Below are 17,042 nucleotides of genomic sequence, written 5' to 3'. Positions count from 1 at the left end.
GCTCGGACCGGTGCTCGCAGTCACCGAACCGGCACCGCGCGGCCAGCTCCTCGACGTCGGCGAAGGTGCGCTCCAGGCCCTGCGACGCCTCGACCCGCACCGGGTGCCGGTGCGGGCGCCGCCGTCACGGTCACGGCCTGCGGGTGGGGTTGACCGCGTCCTCCTCGGCCGGCCTGATCGGCGTGGGGCGCTCCTCGTCGCCCTCCCGCGCGGTCTGCCGCTCGTACTCGGTGATGCCGACGCCGTCGCGGCTCTCCTCGGGCTCCTCGATCCTCAGCTCCTCGGGCGGGTCGTTCACATATTCCTCGGTCAGGGCGATCTGCTCGTCCTGGGTGTTGTCTCCCATGTCATCGATGTCCTCGCGGAAGTCGCGGGACTCACCGGGCTCGCGTGCCCTCATGACTCCTCCCGGTCCGGATCGGGTTCGCTGATCGGACCGGTATCCCCGATGACCGGCGCCCTACTCCCGGTCGCGGACGGCGACGAGCCCGCCGACGACGCCCACGTACGCGGTCCCGTCCGGCCCGAGGGTGACGGGCGCCCAGCTGTTGTCGAACCATTTGCCCGTCCCGGTGAGCACCTTGTAGGCCGTCCGGCCCGTGTGGACGTCCACCGCGGTCAGGTACCAGGCGTCGATGAGGTCCCTGCGCGGCTCCTTCGTGTAGAGGTACAGCAGCCCCGCGGGCACGGAGACCTTGGAGACGGTGGACGGGGAGCGCTCCTTGCTCGTCCAGACCGTCTCGCAGCCCGTCCCGTCCGGCCTCACGTCCAGGCGGCTCACCCCGCCCACGCTCGACCCGCCCGGCGGCAGGTCGAAGAAGTTGCGGTAGCCGTAGTTGTTCTCGACGAACAGGCTTCGGCCGTAGCCGATGAGCGAGTTGTCCGTCGCGCTCGCCCCGCTCCCGAACACCGGGACCTGGCAGACGAGCCCGCCGTCGTCCGCGCGGCGGACGATCACGTGCATGCGGTCGTCGGCGTTGTCGGTGATGGCCACGTAGCCGTCACCGAAGAACGTGGGGGTCGTCCCGGACCCCTGGTCGATCTGCCCGGGCTTGCGCCCGCTGCCCCGGTCGTAGGGCTGCCGCCAGACGACCTCCGGGGTCCCGTCGGCCCCGGCCCGCATCCGGTAGAGCGCGTGGTCGGACACGACCGAGACGCCGTTCTCGGCCGCCGCGAACGAGTTCTGGATGCCCTCGCCGGCCAGCCGCGCCGTCCGGACGTTCCCGGACTCGGGATCCACCGTCCCGACTCGGCCGCCCCTGGTGATCCACCAGATCAGGCCGGTCCAGTCGGGCCCGACCGCGGTCACGGGGTCGCATTCCCCCTTCGGCCACGGGTTCGTCCACGTGGCGCAGTCGTGGGGGAGGTACGGGGCGAGGTCCCAGTCATCGGTGACCGTGAAGCGCCAGGCGCCGCCCGGACCCTTCTCGTGCGCGAAACGGCGCAGGTGGAAGGCCGAGTCCGCGAGCACGGCGCGGTCCTGCGGATCCAGGTAGTAGTAGGCCCCGCCGGAAGTGTCGGTGAAGACCGTGTCGAGGCTCAGCGAGAACACCGCCTGGACCGTGGACGGCCTGGGCGGCAGCTCGTAGGTCGCGAGGTCCTTCAGCGTCCTCGGATCGATCAGCCGCAGCATGAGGTTCTGCCCGCGGGTGCACTGCGCGACGATCAGACCCGTCCGGCGGGCGAACGTCACCGTCGAGCACAGCCCTGGAAGGCCGCCGCCCTTGGCTTCGCCGAGCACCTGCGGAACGCGTCCGAGCGGGCCCATGAACGGATAGGTGTCGGACGCGTAGCTGTCGGCGTGCATGGACGACGTCCCCACCGGCCCCTGGTGCGGGTTGGCCGGGACGGGCCGCCCCGCGAGCGGCGAAGGGGTGGCCGGCGCTCCGACGTAGGCCGGGACGAGCCCCTTGCCGGGGCCGTCGGGGATCGGGTCGGCCGCCGCCGGGACCGCCGTGCCCGCCAGGACGGCGGACAGGAGGGCGGCGAGCAGGGGTCTGCGCATGGAGGGCTCCCTTGACCGGACATGGGTGGCCCCGGTCGCGCCCTCCGGGACGACCACCGCGTAAAAGGTTGATCGTCCGGCGCGCCCCGATGGTTACGATCCGGGGCATGGGCGTACAAGCTGTGATCTTCGACTGGGGCGGCACGCTGACCCCCTGGCACGACCTCGAACTCGCCGACATCTGGCGCACCGTCTGCGCCGCCCACCTCCCACCGGACGCGGTCGAGAAGACCGTCGCCGCCCTCGTCGCCGCCGAGGACGAGCTGTGGCGCCGCGGCACCGAGGAGCACCGGAGCGCCACGCTCGCCGAGGCGTTCGCGATGGCCGGCGTGGAGCCGAGCGAGGCCCTCCTCGACACCCACTTCGAGACGTGGACCCCGCACACCCACACCGACCCAGCCGTCCCCGGCCTGTTCACCGCCCTGCGCGAGCGCGGCATCAAGATCGGCGTACTGTCCAACACCATCTGGACCCGCGACTGGCACGAGCGCGTCTTCGCCCGCGACGACGTTCTCGGCATGCTCGACGGAGCCGTCTACTCCAGCGAGATCCCCTGGACGAAGCCGCACGCCGAGGCGTTCCGCGCCGCCATGGACGCCGTCGGCGCCACCGACCCCGGCTCCTGCGTCTTCGTCGGCGACCGCCCGTTCGACGACATCCACGGAGCCAAGGCCGCCGGGCTGCGGGCCGTCCAGATCTGGCACCAGACCACCCACGCCTTCGACCGTCCGGGCCTCACGCCGCCCGACGCCCTCATCCACGACCTGGACGAGCTGCTCCCGCACGTGGAGCGGTGGCACTCAGCCTGACGGCTTGGACGCCACGATGAGGTCGCGGGAGATGGCCTGGTCGACGCGGTGGCGGAAGCCGCGGTAGGCGTCGGAGTCCCGGACGTCCAGGCCGCTGGAGGCCAGGATCTCCGCGAGCTGCTCGCGGCGGCCGACGAAGGTGTTCCAGGAGATGCCGACGGCGCCCCCCGGACGCAGGAGCCGCGCCCACTCGGGGACGGCGGCCGTGAGCAGCTCCACCGGGCTGCGCGACAGCTGCGGGCCGCCCTTGCGGCCGGGCTGCGCCCCCTTCGGGCGGCTGCCGTGCTGGACGCCGTAGGGGGCGTCCGTCACGATCAGGTCGAACGAGGCGGGGCGGAAGAACCGGCCGGCGCCGAGCGAGTCGGCGTTCACGACGGTGATCTCCATCGTCTCGCCGCTCTTGTAGCGCTCCTTGGACGCGCCGAGCGTCACGTGCAGGCGGCGTCCGAGGACGGCCTTCTCGCGGCGCACGTTGGTGACCTCGGCCTGGTGCTTGACGCGGTTGTTCTTCAGCCAGGTCTTGATGAAGGCCGTGTAGGCGTCGAAGTCCTTGCCGTCGATGTCCATCCCCGCGGCGTCCAGCCCGTACATCATGGCCTGGTTGAGCGTCGTGCCGCGCCCGCACATGGGGTCGAACACGCGGGGGCGCCCGGTTATCAGGTCCATGGGGGAGTCGGTCGCCATCGCGGTGACGTTCAGCAGCAGCTTGGTGAAGTACTCGTTCGTCTTGCCCGAGTACTTCTGGATGGTGAGCAGGTCGCTGCCGAACAGGTCCAGAGGCTGGAGCCCGACCGGGCGGAGCAGTTCGCCCTCGATCTGGAACAGCGCGTAGAGCGACGACAGGTTCGACAGGAGACGCACGTCCTGCTCCGTCAACTCGTCGGCGGAGAACGTCACGTAGGGGACGCCGCCGATCGAGGTCTCCTCGATGTCGCGGACGCGTCCGCCGAGAGCCCGTTCGCTGAACACCGCCAGTTCCGCCTTCACCAGGTCGGCGGCGGCCTGGGCATAGACCCGGTTGTGCGAGGGGGAGACGAGAAGGCCGTACGCGGTCATTTGGTGGACCCTACTGGACCTCGGGAGCGCGGACCGCCCTCACGGATGCGTCCGGCGGCCTCCGCGCGGCGCTTGCACGGGCCGCTCCTCCCCGGTCAGGCCGCTCGGGCGGGGCGGTCCTCGGGCTTGCCGCCCGTTTCGGACGGCGGCTCCGGATCAGGATCGGCGGGGGCGGGCAGGGCCCGCCCCTCCTGGGCGGCGGGCAGCTCCGGCGTGTCCGGGCCCTCCACCGGAGGAAGGTCCGGAAGGTGCCGCGCGGCGGCGTTGAGCAGCTCCCCGACGCGGCTCTTGAGGCTGGCGAGATCGGCCCGCGCCACGTCCGCCTGCGCCTGCGCCCTGCGGGCCTGGCGCCGCGCGGCGTCGCGCTCGGCCGCCAGCCGCGTCAGCTGCTCGTGGTAGACGGCCCGCAGTTCGTCGAGGGCGCTCGTCCTGCCCGGCTGCGGATTCGTGGTCACGTGGGCTCCCTCCCCCGAAGTCATCCCGTAATGGGACTAACGTCGCCAATCGGACGCTTCGTTCCCATCGTGTCGAAGATCATTCACCGGGTTCGGGACGGGGGGACAGCGCCGCGGACGGCAGCCCCGGGAACGCCTCCGACGGCGACCCCGCGCCCGCCCTGGACCGCCAGCGCGCCGCCCACGCGCAGGCCCGCTGCGCGCTGTCGGCGGCGAAGGCGCGCAGGTCGGGGGAGGAGACGCCCGCGAGACCGACGTAGGCGGGCACGAGGCCGCCCTCCAGGGCCGCCGCGAGCTGCGCGGCGCTGCGGGCGGAGGTGACCTGGACGGGCAGCCGGTAGGCGGACGACGCGGCGGCCGGCGCGACCGACAGGATCGAGATCAGCTGGTCCCGCCGGGCGCGGTGCACGTTCCACAGGTTCTTCGCGGTCTGCCGGAGCGAGCCCCGCAGGCGGGCCCCGAGCACCCCGTACCCGTAGACGGCCGCGTGCTCGGCGCTCAGCGCGGCCTGCAGGGCCTCGGCGTCCGACCTCGACCGGACGGGCGGCGCCCCGCCCTTGACGGTCATGGCGTGCCCGGCCTCGCAGGCACCGATGCTGGCCAGCAGCTGCGCGAGCGCCGGACCGGCCTTGGCGGCGTCGGCCATGCGCCCCCGCGCCGCGCGGTCCTCCATGTCGCGCAGGGCCGCCAGCCCCGCGGAGCCCGCTGGGACCTGCGCCGCGGCGGGCGAGGGGATGGCGCCGCCCTCGTCCGCCCGGTCTCCCGAGCCGGGGACGTAGTGCCGCCTCAGCACGGCCAGATGCCTGCGGTGATGGGCGAGCACGGGATCGAGGCGCCCGGCCCGCGAGGCGTCCGCCGATCGCGCGGCCTCGTAGGCGGCGATCAGGTTCTGCTCGGCGGCGATCGCGCCCACCAGCGTCGGCACGTCCTCGCGCGGGGCGGCCTGCGCGGCGCAGGAGGCGACCCACGGCAGCACCGGCACCACGCCGCCGCCCAGCAACGCGGCCCGGCCCAGCAACGCGCGGCGTGACAGAGCCTGCGTCGAGCGTGACATCACTTGCCCCGGCGGTGGTGCGGCCTCTGGCAAAGGAAGTCTCCTCACCCGGTGGCGGAGGTGGCGGCGGCCCGCTGGGGCCGCGGTCCGCGGACGCGCCCATCAGGCCTGCTCAAGCATTCCATATCCGCCGCGCCGGAGAGCCGCCGGAAAGACCGCCGCGGTCCCCGGCTGTCGATAGTCTTGAGGTGTCGGCGGACGAGCGGCGACCCCGCCATCGCAGGCGAACGAACAGATCGCACGTGCACAACAACAGGAGGAGGGCCCATGAGCGTCGAGTCCCGTGGCGGCCGCGCTCAGGGAAGGCGCGGCCGGCAGGAGGAGGCGGCCCCGCCGCGCGGCCCCGCGCGCCCGCCGCGCGACACCGCCCGGCCGAGCCGCGACGAGGCCGCCGCGGCCCTCAGCAGGCTGCTCGCGCCGGCGGTGGCCGAGGCGGGCTACGACCTGGAGGAGGTCGACGTGCGGCCCGCCGGCCGCCGCCGGCTGGTCAGGGTCGTCGTCGACGCCGACGGCGGGATCGGCCTCGACGACATCGCCCGGCTGAGCGAGACGACCTCCGAGCTGCTCGACGGATCCGACCTCATGGGAACCTCGCCCTACGTGCTGGAGGTGACCTCGCCGGGCGTCGACCGCCCCCTCACCGAGCCGCGGCACTGGCGCCGCGCCGTCGGCAGGCTGATCGTCGCGCCCCTGACCGAGGGAGGCCAGATCGAGGGCCGCGTGGTCGCGGCCGACGACGAGGCCGTCGAGATCGAGGTCGTCCAGAAGCGCCGGGGCAAGGGAGCCGGGGCCGGGGGCGGCAAGGCCGCCGGGCCCAGGTCCTCCGCCGGAGGGTCCGGGGGGTCGTCCTCATCGAAGGGGAAGACCACCGGGCCCGAGACCGTGCGGCGCCGGTTCGGCCTCGGCGAGCTGGGGCGCGGCCGGGTGCAGGTGGAGTTCGCGCCTTCGTCGCCGGCCGAGGAATCGCGTTCTCCGGCGCAGCCGGACTAGAGGGGGGAACCTCGTGGACATCGACATGACCGCCCTTCGGGGCCTGGAGAGCGAGAAGGACATCTCGCTCGACGTGGCCGTCAAGGCCATCGAAGACGCCCTTTTGATCGCCTACCACCGGACGGAGGGCGCGGCGCCGAAGGCGCGTGTCGACCTGGACCGGCAGAGCGGCCACGTGACCGTGTGGGCGACCGAGACCGACGACGAGGGCAACGCCGTCGGCGAGTACGACGACACCCCGACGGGGTTCGGCCGCATCGCCGCGACCACCGCCAAGCAGGTGATCCTCCAGCGCCTGCGCGACGCGGAGGACGAGCTGACCTTCGGCGAGTACGCGGGCCGCGAGGGCGACATCGTCAGCGGCATCATCCAGCAGGGCAAGGACCCGCGCAGCGTGCTGGTCGACCTCGGCAAGATCGAGGCGATCCTGCCGCCGCAGGAGCAGGTGCCCGGCGAGCGCTACGAGCACGGCGAGCGGCTGCGCGCCTACGTGGTGCAGGTCCGCAAGGGCCACCGCGGCCCGTCGGTGCAGCTGTCGCGCACCCACCCGAACCTCGTCCGCAAGCTGTTCGCGCTGGAGGTCCCGGAGATCGCCGACGGCACCGTGGAGATCGCGGCGATCGCCCGGGAGGCCGGCCACCGCACCAAGATCGCGGTTCGCTCCCGCAAGTCCGGGGTGAACGCCAAGGGGGCCTGCATCGGCCCGCTCGGCAGCCGCGTCCGCAACGTGATGGGCGAGCTGCACGGCGAGAAGATCGACATCGTGGACTGGTCGGAGGACCCCGCGGAGTTCGTCGGGAATGCCCTGTCCCCGGCGCGTGTTTCGAGTGTCGAGGTGGTCGACGCCGACGCCCGGGTCGCCCGGGTCGTCGTGCCCGACTACCAGCTGTCCCTCGCCATCGGCAAGGAGGGGCAGAACGCCCGGCTCGCCGCCCGGCTCACCGGTTGGCGGATCGACATCCGGTCCGACACCGAGCCGGTACAGACGCCCACGGACGAGGCCGGAACCGGCGAATCCGGATCTTCTGCGTCAGGAGAACATGCGACAGGCCCCGCCGACGCCTCGGCGCGGTAGACTCATGGGACGTGGCCGGGCGGCCCCTGTTCGCACGTGCGTGGGTTGCCGGGTTCGCACGGTCAAGTCCGACTTGCTGCGCCTGGTGGTGGTCGAGGGCGTCATCGTCCCCGATCCCCGTGGGCGGCTGCCGGGACGGGGTGCGCATCTGCATCCCGATCCGGAGTGTCTCGCACTCGCAGAGCGGCGTCGGGCGTTCCCGCGGGCGTTCCGCCTGCCGGGCCCGCTCGACGCCGGTCCGCTGCGGGAGCGACTTGCGGCCCCAGCCGCGCAGCAGCAGGATGGCCGAATGGTAAGCGACGTCTAGTCGGAAGCAGGTCGAGATTGCTATGAGCGCTCGATGAGCACGCCGCGATGAGTACGGCAAGTTAGCGACGGTCCGGAGGCCGCACCCCCGGACCGAGTAGGGAGTGCAGTGGCGAAGGTCCGGGTTTACGAACTCGCCAAGGAGTTCGGAGTAGAGAGCAAGGTCGTCATGGCCAAGCTCCAGGAAATGGGCGAGTTCGTACGATCGGCGTCCTCCACGATTGAGGCGCCGGTCGTTCGCAGGCTGACAGAAGCCTTCTCAAATTCTTCTTCCGCCCCCAAGCAGGGCGACCGACGGGCCGCGGCCAAGAAGCCCGGTCCGCGACCGTCGGCACCGCCGCGTCCGGGTCAGTCCGGCGGCGGTTCCGATTCTCAGGGCGCCGGCGCGCGTCCCGGGCCCCGTCCGGGCCCGCGGCCTGCCGCGCCCCGTCCGAGCCCCGGTGGTTCCGGTGGTCCTGGCGGCTCCGGCGGCCAGGGTGTTCCCGGCCAGGGTGTTCCCGGCCAGGGCGGACCTGGCGGCCAGGGCGGCGCGCCCAGGCCCGGCCCGCAGCAGGCGCCGCGTCCGCCCGTCCCGCCGGCGCCGAGCACGCCGGTGAGCGCGCCCGCGGCGCAGGGCCCGAGCGCCCCGCCCGCGGCACAGAGCCCGAGTGCCCCGCCCGCGGCCGGTCCCGGTAACGGGGCGGGCAACCGCGCGCCCGGCGGCCCGAAGCCGGGTCCCCGCTCGCCGAAGCCCGGCCCGCGCCCCGCCCCGCGCCAAGGTGGCGGCGGCGGTGGTGGTGGTCGTGGCCCAGGTGGGCCGCGTCCGGGCAACAACCCGTTCAGCTCGACCAACACCGGCATGGGCCAGGCGCCCAAGCCGGGGCCGCGTCCCGGCCCCCGTCCGGGCGGCGACCGCCCGGGTGGCGGCGGTGGCCCCGCCGGCGGTCCGCGTCCCGGCGGCCCGCGTCCGGGCGGCGCTCCCGGCGCCGGCGGACCGCGCCCGAACCCGGGCGGCATGCCGCCCAGGCCGGGCGGCCCGCGTCCCAGCCCGATGAACATGCCGTCCTCGCGGCCGGCCGGCGCCCCCGGGCGCGGCGGTCCCGGTGGAGGCGGCGGCGGTGGCCGCGGTCCGGGCGGCGGTGGCCGCGGTCCCGGTGGTGGCGGCGGCGGTCGCGGTCCCGGTGGCGGCGGCCGTCCCGGCGGCGGTGGCGGCTTCGGCGGCCCCCGCGCGGGTGCGGGCGGTCGTCCCGGTGGCGGCGGTGGCTTCGGTCCCCGTCCCGGTGGCGGCGGTCGTGGTCGTGGTGGCACGCAGGGAGCCTTCGGGCGTCCCGGCGGGCGCCCGGCGCGCGGACGCAAGTCGAAGCGGGCGCGCCGCCAGGAGTTCGAGAACATGCAGGCGCCCGCCGCCGGCGGCGTCTCGGCTCCGCGCGGCAACGGCAAGACCATCCGGCTGGCGCAGGGCGCGACCCTGACCGACTTCGCCGAGAAGATCGGCGCCAACCCGGCGTCGCTCGTCGCGATCATGATGCACCTCGGCAAGATGGTCACGGCCACCCAGTCGGTCGACCCCGACGACCTGATGGCGCTCGGGCTCGAGCTGGACTTCGACGTCCAGGTCGTCAGCCCCGAGGACGAGGACCGCGCGCTGCTCGAGTCCTTCGACATCGAGTACGGCGAGGACGAGGGCGGCGAGGAGAACCTCCAGTCGCGTCCGCCGGTGGTCACCGTCATGGGCCACGTCGACCACGGTAAGACCAAGCTGCTGGACGCCGTCCGGCACGCCAACGTGCAGGCCGGCGAGGCCGGCGGCATCACCCAGCACATCGGCGCCTACCAGGTCGAGACCGAGGTCGACGGCGAGGACCGCAAGATCACCTTCATCGACACCCCGGGTCACGAGGCGTTCACCGCCATGCGTGCCCGCGGTGCCGACACCACCGACCTGGTGGTGCTGGTGGTCGCCGCCGACGACGGCGTCAAGCCGCAGACCACCGAGGCGATCGACCACGCCACCGCGGCCGGGGTCCCGATCGTCGTCGCGGTCAACAAGATCGACGTCGAGGGCGCGGACCCGAACCGGGTCCGGGCGCAGCTCACCGAGTACGGCCTGGTCGCCGAGGAGTTCGGCGGCGACACGCAGTTCATCGACGTGTCCGCCAAGCAGGGGACCAACATCGACGGGCTGCTGGAGGCGATCGTCCTGACCGCCGACGCCGCGCTCGACCTGAAGGCCAACCCCGACATGCCCGCCCAGGGCTCGGCCATCGAGGCCCACCTGGACAAGGGCCGGGGCGCCGTGGCGACCGTGCTGGTCCAGCGCGGCACGCTGCGGGTCGGCGACTCGATCGTCTGCGGCGTGGCCAACGGCCGCGTCCGGGCGATGCTCGACGAGAACGGCAACAGTGTCGAGGAGGCGGGCCCGTCCCGTCCGGTGATGGTGCTCGGCCTCGCGGCCGTGCCCGGCGCGGGCGACAACTTCCTGGTCGTCGAGGACGACCGGATCGCCCGGCAGATCGCCGACAAGCGGGTCGCGCGCAAGCGCAACGCCGAACTGCTCAAGAGCCGCAAGAGCAGCTCCCTGGAAGAGCTGTTCAAGGACCTGGAGCGGGGCGAGCGGCAGGAGCTGCTGCTCATCCTCAAGGGCGACGTGTCCGGTTCCGTCGAGGCGCTGGAGGACTCCCTCCTCAAGATCGACGTGGGCGACGAGGTCAACCTGCGGATCATCCGCCGCGGCGTCGGCGCGATCACGCAGGACGACGTCAACCTGTCGCTGGCGTCCGAGGGCGCGGTCATCATCGGCTTCAACGTGCGGCCGGAGCGCAACGCGCAGGAGCTGGCCGACCGCGAGGGCGTCGACATCCGGTACTACTCGATCATCTACCAGGCGATCGAGGAGATCGAGGCGGCCCTCAAGGGCATGCTCAAGCCGGAGTTCGAAGAGGCCCAGCTCGGCACCGCCGAGGTCCGCGAGATCTTCAAGGTGCCGCGGATCGGGAACGTCGCCGGTTCGATGGTCACCTCGGGGATCATCCAGCGCAACGCCAAGGCCCGCCTCGTCCGCGACGGCGTCGTGGTCTCCGACAACCTCACGGTGTCGTCGCTGCGCCGCTTCAAGGACGACGCGACCGAGGTCCGCGAGGGCTTCGAGTGCGGCATCGGTGTCGGTTACAACGACATCAAGCTCGGTGACGTCATCGAGTGCTTCGAGATGCGGGAGAAGCCCCGCGACTGAGGCGGACGGCAGGTCCGCGCGGCCCCGCGAGGGGCCGCGCGGGCGGCCGGCCCGGCGGCCCCTGCGGGCACGCCGACGCTGTGATCGTTAATCGGGTGACGGAACGCCAGGCGGATCTTCTAGCCTGGCGTCTGTCATGTCCAGCTCATTCTGGTTCGCCGGGAAGGCTGGGAACACGGCGGATGACCTCCGTCGTTCCAACTCTGATGACTCCGAGGTGATCGACCAGGTGTACGTGGGTGCGTTGACGCTCGACCTGCTGCTGGGGGACGTCCGCTCGCTGAAGCAGAAGCGGTCGGTCCTGCGCCCCGTCATCGCCGAGGTGCACAAGCGCTTCCCGGCGGTGGCCGTCGCCGAGACCGGCGACCACGACCTGCACCGCAGGGCGGAGATCGGGGTGGCGGTGGTGTCGGGCACGGCGGCCAACTGCACGGAGGTCCTCGACCAGTGCGAGCGGCTCGTGGCCGGACGGCCGGAGATCGAACTGCTGTCCGCCCGGCAGCGTCTGTTCAGCAGCGAGGACTGACGGGCGCGCGGGCGGGCGCCGCCCCACAATGAAGGAGCGGGAACCGACCTTCCCGCTCAGACCATAGAAAGGGAGTGCGATCATGGTGGACGCAGCTCGGGCGCGCAAGCTCGCCGACCGCATCCAGCAGATCGTCGCCGAGATGCTGGAGAGGCGGATCAAGGATCCGCGGCTCGGCTTCGTGACCGTGACGGACACCCGCATCACCAACGACCTGCGCGACGCCACCGTGTACTACACGGTGTACGGGTCGGACGGCGAGCGCGCCGAGACGGCCGCCGCGCTGGAGAGCGCCAAGGGCGTCATCCGGTCGGAGGTGGGCCGGAAGACGGGCGTCCGCCACACGCCCAGCATCACCTTCGTGATGGACTCCCTGATGGAGAACGCGGCGCACATCGACGACCTGCTGGCCCAGGCCCGCGCCAAGGACGCCGAGGTGGCGAGGGCCGCGCAGGGCGCCTCCCCGGCGGGCGACGCCAACCCCTACCGCGAGCCCGACTCCGGTGAGGACGAGGACGACGATCTCGACGAGGACGGCCTCGACGCGCACGACGCCGTGGGGGACGGTGAGGACGGCCGCTCCGGACGCCCGTCGTCGTGAACGGTCCGGCCGAGACTGCGATCCGCGCCGAGACGAGCGCACTCTGCGAGCCGGGCGCGCCGTCCGGACGGGGCGCGCTCTCCGAGCCGGAACCGCCGCCCAGATCCGATGGGCACGCCGAGGCCGGTGCGATGTCGGCGTCCGGCGTGCCGCCTGAGTCCAAGCCCGGCGGTCCGTTCGAGGCGGGCGTCCCGTCCGGGGTCGGTCCACCGTCCGGGTCCGGTCCACCACCGTCCCGGCCGGAGCTGCCGGCGGGGTCCGGCGCCGCGCACGCCGAGCTCGACTGGGACCGCGCGGTCGAACTGATCCGCGGGGCCCGCGAGATCTGCCTCGCCTGCCACGTGGTCCCCGACGGCGACGCGCTCGGCTCGATGCTGGCGCTCGCGCAGGCGCTGCGCGCGTGCGGCAAGCGCTGCCTGGCCTCGTTCGGGGAGCCGTTCGGCGTCCCGGCGATCCTGCGGTTCCTGCCGGGCCAGGAGATGCTGGTCGAGCCGGCCCGGATGCCGCGCGCCCCGGAGCTGATGATCTCGCTGGACGCGGCGGGCCGGGCGCGGCTCGGCTCGCTCGCCGGGGCCGCCGACCGGGCCGGCGTCCTGATCGTCATCGACCACCACGCCTCCAACACCGGGTTCGGCGGCGTGCGGCTGGTCGACCCGGACGCCGCCGCCACGGCGGTGCTGGTCGAGGAGCTGATCCGCAGGCTCGGCGTGCCGCTCGACCGCGACATCGCTCAGGGCCTGTACGCGGGGCTCGCCAGCGACACCGGCTCGTTCAAGTACCCCTCCACCACTCCCGAGGTGCACGACCTGGCGGGCCGGCTGCTCACGGCGGGCGTCCGGCCGGAGACGGTCAGCCGGGAGCTGTGGGACCGGGCTCCGTTCGACTACCTGCAGGTTCTCGCCGGTGCGCTGGCGCGGGCCCGGCTGGAGCGCGACGCCGCCGGCGGCCGCGGCCTGGTCTGGACGGCGATCGCCCGCGAGGACCGGCGCGGCCTGCCGTACGACCAGCTCGAAGGCATCATCGACCAGCTGCGCCGGACCGACGAGGCGGAGGTCGCCGTCGTGTGCAAGGAGACCGACGACGGCCGCTGGTACTTCTCCGCCCGGTCCAAGGGCCACATCGACCTGAGCAGGGTGTGCGCGGCCCTCGACGGCGGGGGTCACCGGGAGATGGCGGGCTTCGTCTGGGGTGGGCCGGTCGATGAGGCGCTCGACCGCCTGCGCGCCCTGCTGCCCTCCGACCACTGACGAACGGCGGCCGGGGCGCCGCCGGCCGAACCGCGCCGGGGCGGAGGGACGGCTAGAATCGCCGTCTTCCGTCCGCCCGCCGTCTTCGAGGTGAAGCAAGAGCATGGATTCGGGACTCGTCATCGTGGACAAGCCCGCCGGCTGGACGTCGCACGACGTCGTGGGGAGGATGCGGCGGCTGGCGAAGACCCGGAAGGTCGGGCACGCGGGCACCCTGGACCCGATGGCGACGGGCGTGCTCGTCCTCGGGATCGGCAAGGCCACCCGCCTGCTCGGGCACCTCGCGCTGACCCGCAAGGGCTACGACGCCACGATCCGGCTGGGCGAGTCGACCAACACCGACGACGCCGAGGGCGAGACCATCGCGACCGCGTCCGCCGAGGCCGTCACCGAGGAGGCGCTGCGGGCCGGCGTCGCGGAGCTGACCGGGACGATCCAGCAGGTCCCACCGCAGGTCAGTGCCATCAAGGTGAACGGCGAGCGGGCCTACAAGATGGCCCGCAAGGGCGAGGACGTGGAGCTGGCCGCCCGCCCGGTGACCGTGGACGAGTTCGCGGTCCTGGACGTCCGGCGGCACGGCGGCCTGATCGACGTGGACGCCTCGGTGTCCTGCTCGTCGGGGACCTACATCCGGGCGCTGGCCCGCGACCTCGGCGCCTCGCTCGGCTGCGGCGGCCATCTGACCGCCCTGCGCCGCACCCGCGTCGGGCCCTACGACCTGTCGATGGCGCGCACGCTCGACCAGCTGGGCGAGAAGCTGGAGATCCTGCCGATGGCCGAGGCCGTCGCGTCGGTGTTCCCGCGCCGGGACGTCTCCGACGACGACGCCCGCAAGGTCGCGCACGGCGGGCGGCTGCCCGCCGTCGGCCTCGGGCCGGGCCCGGTGGGCGTCTTCGCGCCGGACGGGACGCTGCTCGCGCTCGTCGAGGAGCGGGGCCCGGTCGCCAAGTCCCTCGCGGTGTTCGTCTCCTGACCCGGTGTTCGTCTCCTGACCCGGGCGGGCGGCGCGGTCCGTGGCGAGCATCACCCGGCACCACGGGTGCGCCGCCAACCTACGGTCGCGTAACCTACTTAGGCGTAGGTTCGTGAGGAGGTGTCCGTGACCACGGTGAAAGACGATCCCCCGGTGGCGTCCCCCACCCGGCCGCGCATGCGCGGCTGGCTGCACCTCGGTGCGTTCCCCGCGGTGCTCGTCGCGGGGCTCGTGCTGGTGGCGCTGGGCCCGAGCCCGGAGGCGCGGCTGGCGTCGGCCCTGTACGTGGCGACCTCGGGGATGCTGTTCGGGATCTCGGGGACGTACCACCGGCAGCAGTCGCACCGGCTGATCGAGGTGCTGCGCCGCTTCGACCACGCCAACATCTATCTGATCATCGCCGGGACGTACACGCCGTTCGCGGTGCTGGCACTGGACGGCGGCGTGCGCGTGGCCGTCCTCGCCATCGTGTGGACCGGGGCCATCGCCGGGGTCGTCTTCCGGACGACCTGGATCGGCGCTCCCCGCTTCCTCTACGTCACCCTGTACATCGTCCTGGGCTGGGTGGCGGTGCTGTTCCTTCCGCAGTTCCTGTCCGGAGCGGGCCTGGCCGCCTGCCTCCTGGTCGCGCTCGGCGGGATCTGCTACAGCGTCGGGGGAGTGGTGTACGGGCTGCGCCGCCCCAACCCGTCCCCGAGATGGTTCGGGTTCCACGAGGTGTTCCACGCCTGCACGCTGGCGGCCTACGTCCTGCAGTACATCGCGGTGTCCCTGGTCGTCTACCAGTCCGGCTGAGGGCGTCCGCAGGCCCGCGCCAGGGGGCGGGTGCCGCACACCACGCCCCCTGGGTGCGACCAACCCGGTCCCCGCATGGCACTCTTGAGGACGGCAAGAAGTACCCGACGGGAACGTCCTACGCAGGGAGAGCATGGTGCGGCGCTGGAATGGCCTCGACGAGGTTCCCGCAGACTGGGGCCGTTCGGTGATCACCATCGGGGTGTTCGACGGCGTGCACCGCGGCCACCAGCGGATCGTGGGGGCCGCCGCCGAGGAGGCGCGGCGCCGCGGGCTGCGCTCGGTGGTCATCACGTTCGACCCGCATCCGGACGAGGTCGTCCGGCCCGGCACGCACCCGCCGCTGCTCGCCACGACCAGGCGCCGCGTCGAGCTGCTGGAGGGCCTCGGCACCGACGCGGTCGTGGTCGTGCCCTTCACGCTGGAGCTGTCGAAGGTGCCGCCGGACGAGTTCGTCCAGTCGGTGCTGGTCGACCGGCTGCACGCCGCCCACGTGATCGTCGGTGAGGACTTCCGGTTCGGGCACAAGGCCAAGGGCGACGTGGCGCTGCTGCGGGAGCTCGGCGAGAAGTACGACTTCACGGCCGAGGGCATGCCGCTGGTGGCCGACGGCGACACGATCTCGTCCACCTACATCAGGGGACGGCTCGACGCGGGCGACGTCGAGGCGGCCGCGCACGCGCTCGGCCGCCCGCACCGCGTCGAGGGCGTCGTCGTGCGCGGCCACCAGCGGGGCCGCGCGCTCGGGTTCCCCACCGCCAACCTGGAGACGCTGCCGCACACGGAGATCCCGGCGGACGGGGTCTACGGCGGCTGGCTGGTCTGCGACTCCGACCGCTACCCCGCGTTCCGCTGGCCGGCGGCGATCTCCATCGGGACGAACCCGACCTTCGAGGGCGCGGGGGAGCGGACCGTCGAGGCCTACGCCCTGGACCGCGACGACCTGGACCTCTATGGCGAGCACATGGCCGTCGACTTCACGGCCCGCATCCGGGACACGCTGAAGTTCGACTCCGTGGACGCGCTGATCGAGGAGATGCACCGGGACGTCGCCCGCGCCCGTGAGATCATCTCCTGAGCCTGTCCCAGGCCCGCCGTCGGGTGACGTAAGGAAACCTGAACCGTCACGCGAGCGCGCGACCTGACCGGTGGAACGAAGCCGAAGGCGAGCCCCACCGGGAAGCTCGCGAAGCGAGGTCGCGCTCGCCCAAGAACGGCCGGGGTGCGAGCCGCCAGGCGGGCCCCTCGGGCCGGTCTTGCAGTAAACACACCGTGGTACGGTGAATAGTCGCCGGGAAGGGCCCCGGCGCGGCTGGCTGCACCCTCATGCGGCCACCCTCTTAACACGCACCATGCGGACCCGAGCGCCCACCGGGCCTGGATCTGCGGGTGACGAATCCATCGAAGGAGCCACGTGTCGCTCGACACCGCCACTAAGAACCAGATCATCGCCGAGTACGCGACCACTGAGGGTGACACCGGATCCCCGGAGGTCCAGGTCGCGCTGCTGACGCGCCGTATCAACGATCTGACCGAGCACCTGAAGGAGCACAAGCACGACCACCACAGCCGCCGCGGTCTGCTGCTGCTGGTCGGCCGTCGTCGCCGGCTCCTGAAGTACCTCTCGAACAAGGACATCAACCGCTACCGGCAGCTGATCGAGCGACTCGGGCTGCGCCGCTAGCAGGGCGAGGGAGTGGTCCGCCGGGCCACTCCCTTCCTTTTATGGTCGGCGGGCCCATCCGGCCCCGGCCCCAATTTCAGACAAGCCTCGCGGACACCGCTGGTGCGGGCCGGTCCTCGGTAGTGGCTTCCGGATCCGTTCCGCCGTATCGGCGGCGCTCTCGATCCGGGTGCTTCGATCGAAGACCGGCAGCGTGACAGCCAACGGGAAACGGCCGCGAGGACCGACATGGAACCCATGAGGAGGTTTCCCGTG

Annotated in this window: 17 protein-coding genes; 12 read left to right on the top strand and 5 right to left on the bottom strand. The window is 72.9% G+C overall.

What is annotated here, in order from left to right; genetic code table 11:
• Positions 1-130: 130 nt before the first annotated feature.
• Positions 131-400, bottom strand: a complete 270-nt coding sequence (locus AB0C84_RS40690) for a hypothetical protein (RefSeq protein ID WP_179843240.1) — start codon at positions 398-400, stop codon at positions 131-133.
• Between the two features lie 60 nt (positions 401-460).
• Positions 461-2,005: a hypothetical protein gene (locus tag AB0C84_RS40685; RefSeq protein ID WP_361076822.1), complete on the bottom strand. Its 1,545-nt coding sequence runs from the start codon at positions 2,003-2,005 to the stop codon at positions 461-463.
• Positions 2,006-2,112: 107 nt separating this feature from the next.
• Here AB0C84_RS40685 and AB0C84_RS40680 point away from each other — a divergent pair, with 107 nt between their 5' ends.
• Complete coding sequence (locus tag AB0C84_RS40680; protein ID WP_179843238.1) at positions 2,113-2,814, top strand: HAD family hydrolase; 702 nt, start codon at positions 2,113-2,115, stop codon at positions 2,812-2,814.
• On the opposite strand, the gene AB0C84_RS40675 is transcribed toward AB0C84_RS40680, so the two are convergent.
• The 3 genes from AB0C84_RS40675 to AB0C84_RS40665 all read right to left on the bottom strand — a co-directional run bounded on the left by AB0C84_RS40675 (position 2,806) and on the right by AB0C84_RS40665 (position 5,379).
• Positions 2,806-3,870 carry an SAM-dependent methyltransferase gene (locus tag AB0C84_RS40675; RefSeq protein WP_179843237.1) on the bottom strand — a complete coding sequence of 355 codons (1,065 nt, stop codon included), beginning with the start codon at positions 3,868-3,870 and terminating at the stop codon, positions 2,806-2,808. The genes AB0C84_RS40680 and AB0C84_RS40675 overlap by 9 nt on opposite strands.
• 95 nt (positions 3,871-3,965) lie before the next feature.
• Positions 3,966-4,325 (bottom strand): hypothetical protein, encoded by a 360-nt coding sequence (locus AB0C84_RS40670; protein WP_361076818.1) that lies wholly within the window; start codon positions 4,323-4,325, stop codon positions 3,966-3,968.
• A 79-nt stretch (positions 4,326-4,404) separates the two neighbouring features.
• A complete protein-coding gene (locus AB0C84_RS40665) occupies positions 4,405-5,379 on the bottom strand; it encodes a ferritin-like domain-containing protein (protein ID WP_361076816.1) in 975 nt (324 codons plus the stop codon).
• A gap of 267 nt (positions 5,380-5,646) precedes the next feature.
• Here AB0C84_RS40665 and rimP point away from each other — a divergent pair, with 267 nt between their 5' ends.
• The 11 genes from rimP (at position 5,647) to rpsO (ending at position 16,787) form a co-directional block, all read left to right on the top strand.
• A complete protein-coding gene (rimP, locus tag AB0C84_RS40660; protein WP_258938620.1) occupies positions 5,647-6,369 on the top strand; it encodes a ribosome maturation factor RimP in 723 nt (240 codons plus the stop codon).
• Between the two features lie 25 nt (positions 6,370-6,394).
• The gene (gene nusA / locus AB0C84_RS40655; protein WP_258938621.1) at positions 6,395-7,444 is read left to right on the top strand and encodes a transcription termination factor NusA; all 1,050 of its coding nucleotides are present in this window, start codon (positions 6,395-6,397) and stop codon (positions 7,442-7,444) included.
• Positions 7,410-7,751, top strand: a complete 342-nt coding sequence (locus tag AB0C84_RS40650) for a YlxR family protein (protein ID WP_312879089.1) — start codon at positions 7,410-7,412, stop codon at positions 7,749-7,751. The genes nusA and AB0C84_RS40650 overlap by 35 nt, the downstream gene beginning before the upstream one ends.
• Before the next feature lie 108 nt (positions 7,752-7,859).
• The gene (gene infB, locus AB0C84_RS40645) at positions 7,860-10,961 is read left to right on the top strand and encodes a translation initiation factor IF-2 (protein WP_361076811.1); all 3,102 of its coding nucleotides are present in this window, start codon (positions 7,860-7,862) and stop codon (positions 10,959-10,961) included.
• A gap of 217 nt (positions 10,962-11,178) precedes the next feature.
• Complete coding sequence (locus AB0C84_RS40640; RefSeq protein ID WP_361076808.1) at positions 11,179-11,487, top strand: DUF503 domain-containing protein; 309 nt, start codon at positions 11,179-11,181, stop codon at positions 11,485-11,487.
• Between the two features lie 82 nt (positions 11,488-11,569).
• The gene (gene rbfA, locus AB0C84_RS40635; protein ID WP_258938624.1) at positions 11,570-12,088 is read left to right on the top strand and encodes a 30S ribosome-binding factor RbfA; all 519 of its coding nucleotides are present in this window, start codon (positions 11,570-11,572) and stop codon (positions 12,086-12,088) included.
• Complete coding sequence (locus tag AB0C84_RS40630; RefSeq protein ID WP_361076804.1) at positions 12,085-13,335, top strand: bifunctional oligoribonuclease/PAP phosphatase NrnA; 1,251 nt, start codon at positions 12,085-12,087, stop codon at positions 13,333-13,335. Before rbfA ends, AB0C84_RS40630 begins: the two co-directional genes overlap by 4 nt.
• Positions 13,336-13,438: 103 nt before the next feature.
• Positions 13,439-14,308 carry a tRNA pseudouridine(55) synthase TruB gene (truB, locus tag AB0C84_RS40625; protein WP_258938626.1) on the top strand — a complete coding sequence of 290 codons (870 nt, stop codon included), beginning with the start codon at positions 13,439-13,441 and terminating at the stop codon, positions 14,306-14,308.
• A 126-nt stretch (positions 14,309-14,434) separates the two neighbouring features.
• Complete coding sequence (locus tag AB0C84_RS40620) at positions 14,435-15,103, top strand: hemolysin III family protein (RefSeq protein ID WP_308206455.1); 669 nt, start codon at positions 14,435-14,437, stop codon at positions 15,101-15,103.
• Between the two features lie 136 nt (positions 15,104-15,239).
• Positions 15,240-16,181, top strand: a complete 942-nt coding sequence (locus AB0C84_RS40615) for a bifunctional riboflavin kinase/FAD synthetase (protein ID WP_361076800.1) — start codon at positions 15,240-15,242, stop codon at positions 16,179-16,181.
• A 336-nt stretch (positions 16,182-16,517) separates the two neighbouring features.
• Positions 16,518-16,787 carry a 30S ribosomal protein S15 gene (rpsO, locus tag AB0C84_RS40610; RefSeq protein ID WP_021599383.1) on the top strand — a complete coding sequence of 90 codons (270 nt, stop codon included), beginning with the start codon at positions 16,518-16,520 and terminating at the stop codon, positions 16,785-16,787.
• Positions 16,788-17,042 lie beyond the last annotated feature (255 nt).

This window comes from Actinomadura sp. NPDC048955 (assembly GCF_040649435.1).
Lineage (GTDB): Bacteria > Actinomycetota > Actinomycetes > Streptosporangiales > Streptosporangiaceae > Spirillospora > Spirillospora luteofluorescens.
The sequence above is the reverse complement of the archived record's forward strand: the minus strand, read 5'-3'. Positions and strand labels throughout refer to the sequence as shown.

What these genes read in the sequence shown, in the direction of transcription:
- AB0C84_RS40680 (WP_179843238.1), top strand. Translation starts at nt 2,113, where the DNA reads ATGGGCGTACAAGCTGTGATCTTCGACTGGGGCGGCACGCTGACCCCC.
- AB0C84_RS40685 (WP_361076822.1), bottom strand. Translation starts at nt 2,005, where the DNA reads ATGCGCAGACCCCTGCTCGCCGCCCTCCTGTCCGCCGTCCTGGCGGGC.
- rbfA (WP_258938624.1), top strand. Translation starts at nt 11,570, where the DNA reads ATGGTGGACGCAGCTCGGGCGCGCAAGCTCGCCGACCGCATCCAGCAG.
- rimP (WP_258938620.1), top strand. Translation starts at nt 5,647, where the DNA reads ATGAGCGTCGAGTCCCGTGGCGGCCGCGCTCAGGGAAGGCGCGGCCGG.
- AB0C84_RS40665 (WP_361076816.1), bottom strand. Translation starts at nt 5,379, where the DNA reads ATGTCACGCTCGACGCAGGCTCTGTCACGCCGCGCGTTGCTGGGCCGG.
- AB0C84_RS40690 (WP_179843240.1), bottom strand. Translation starts at nt 400, where the DNA reads ATGAGGGCACGCGAGCCCGGTGAGTCCCGCGACTTCCGCGAGGACATC.
- AB0C84_RS40675 (WP_179843237.1), bottom strand. Translation starts at nt 3,870, where the DNA reads ATGACCGCGTACGGCCTTCTCGTCTCCCCCTCGCACAACCGGGTCTAT.
- nusA (WP_258938621.1), top strand. Translation starts at nt 6,395, where the DNA reads ATGACCGCCCTTCGGGGCCTGGAGAGCGAGAAGGACATCTCGCTCGAC.
- AB0C84_RS40650 (WP_312879089.1), top strand. Translation starts at nt 7,410, where the DNA reads ATGCGACAGGCCCCGCCGACGCCTCGGCGCGGTAGACTCATGGGACGT.
- truB (WP_258938626.1), top strand. Translation starts at nt 13,439, where the DNA reads ATGGATTCGGGACTCGTCATCGTGGACAAGCCCGCCGGCTGGACGTCG.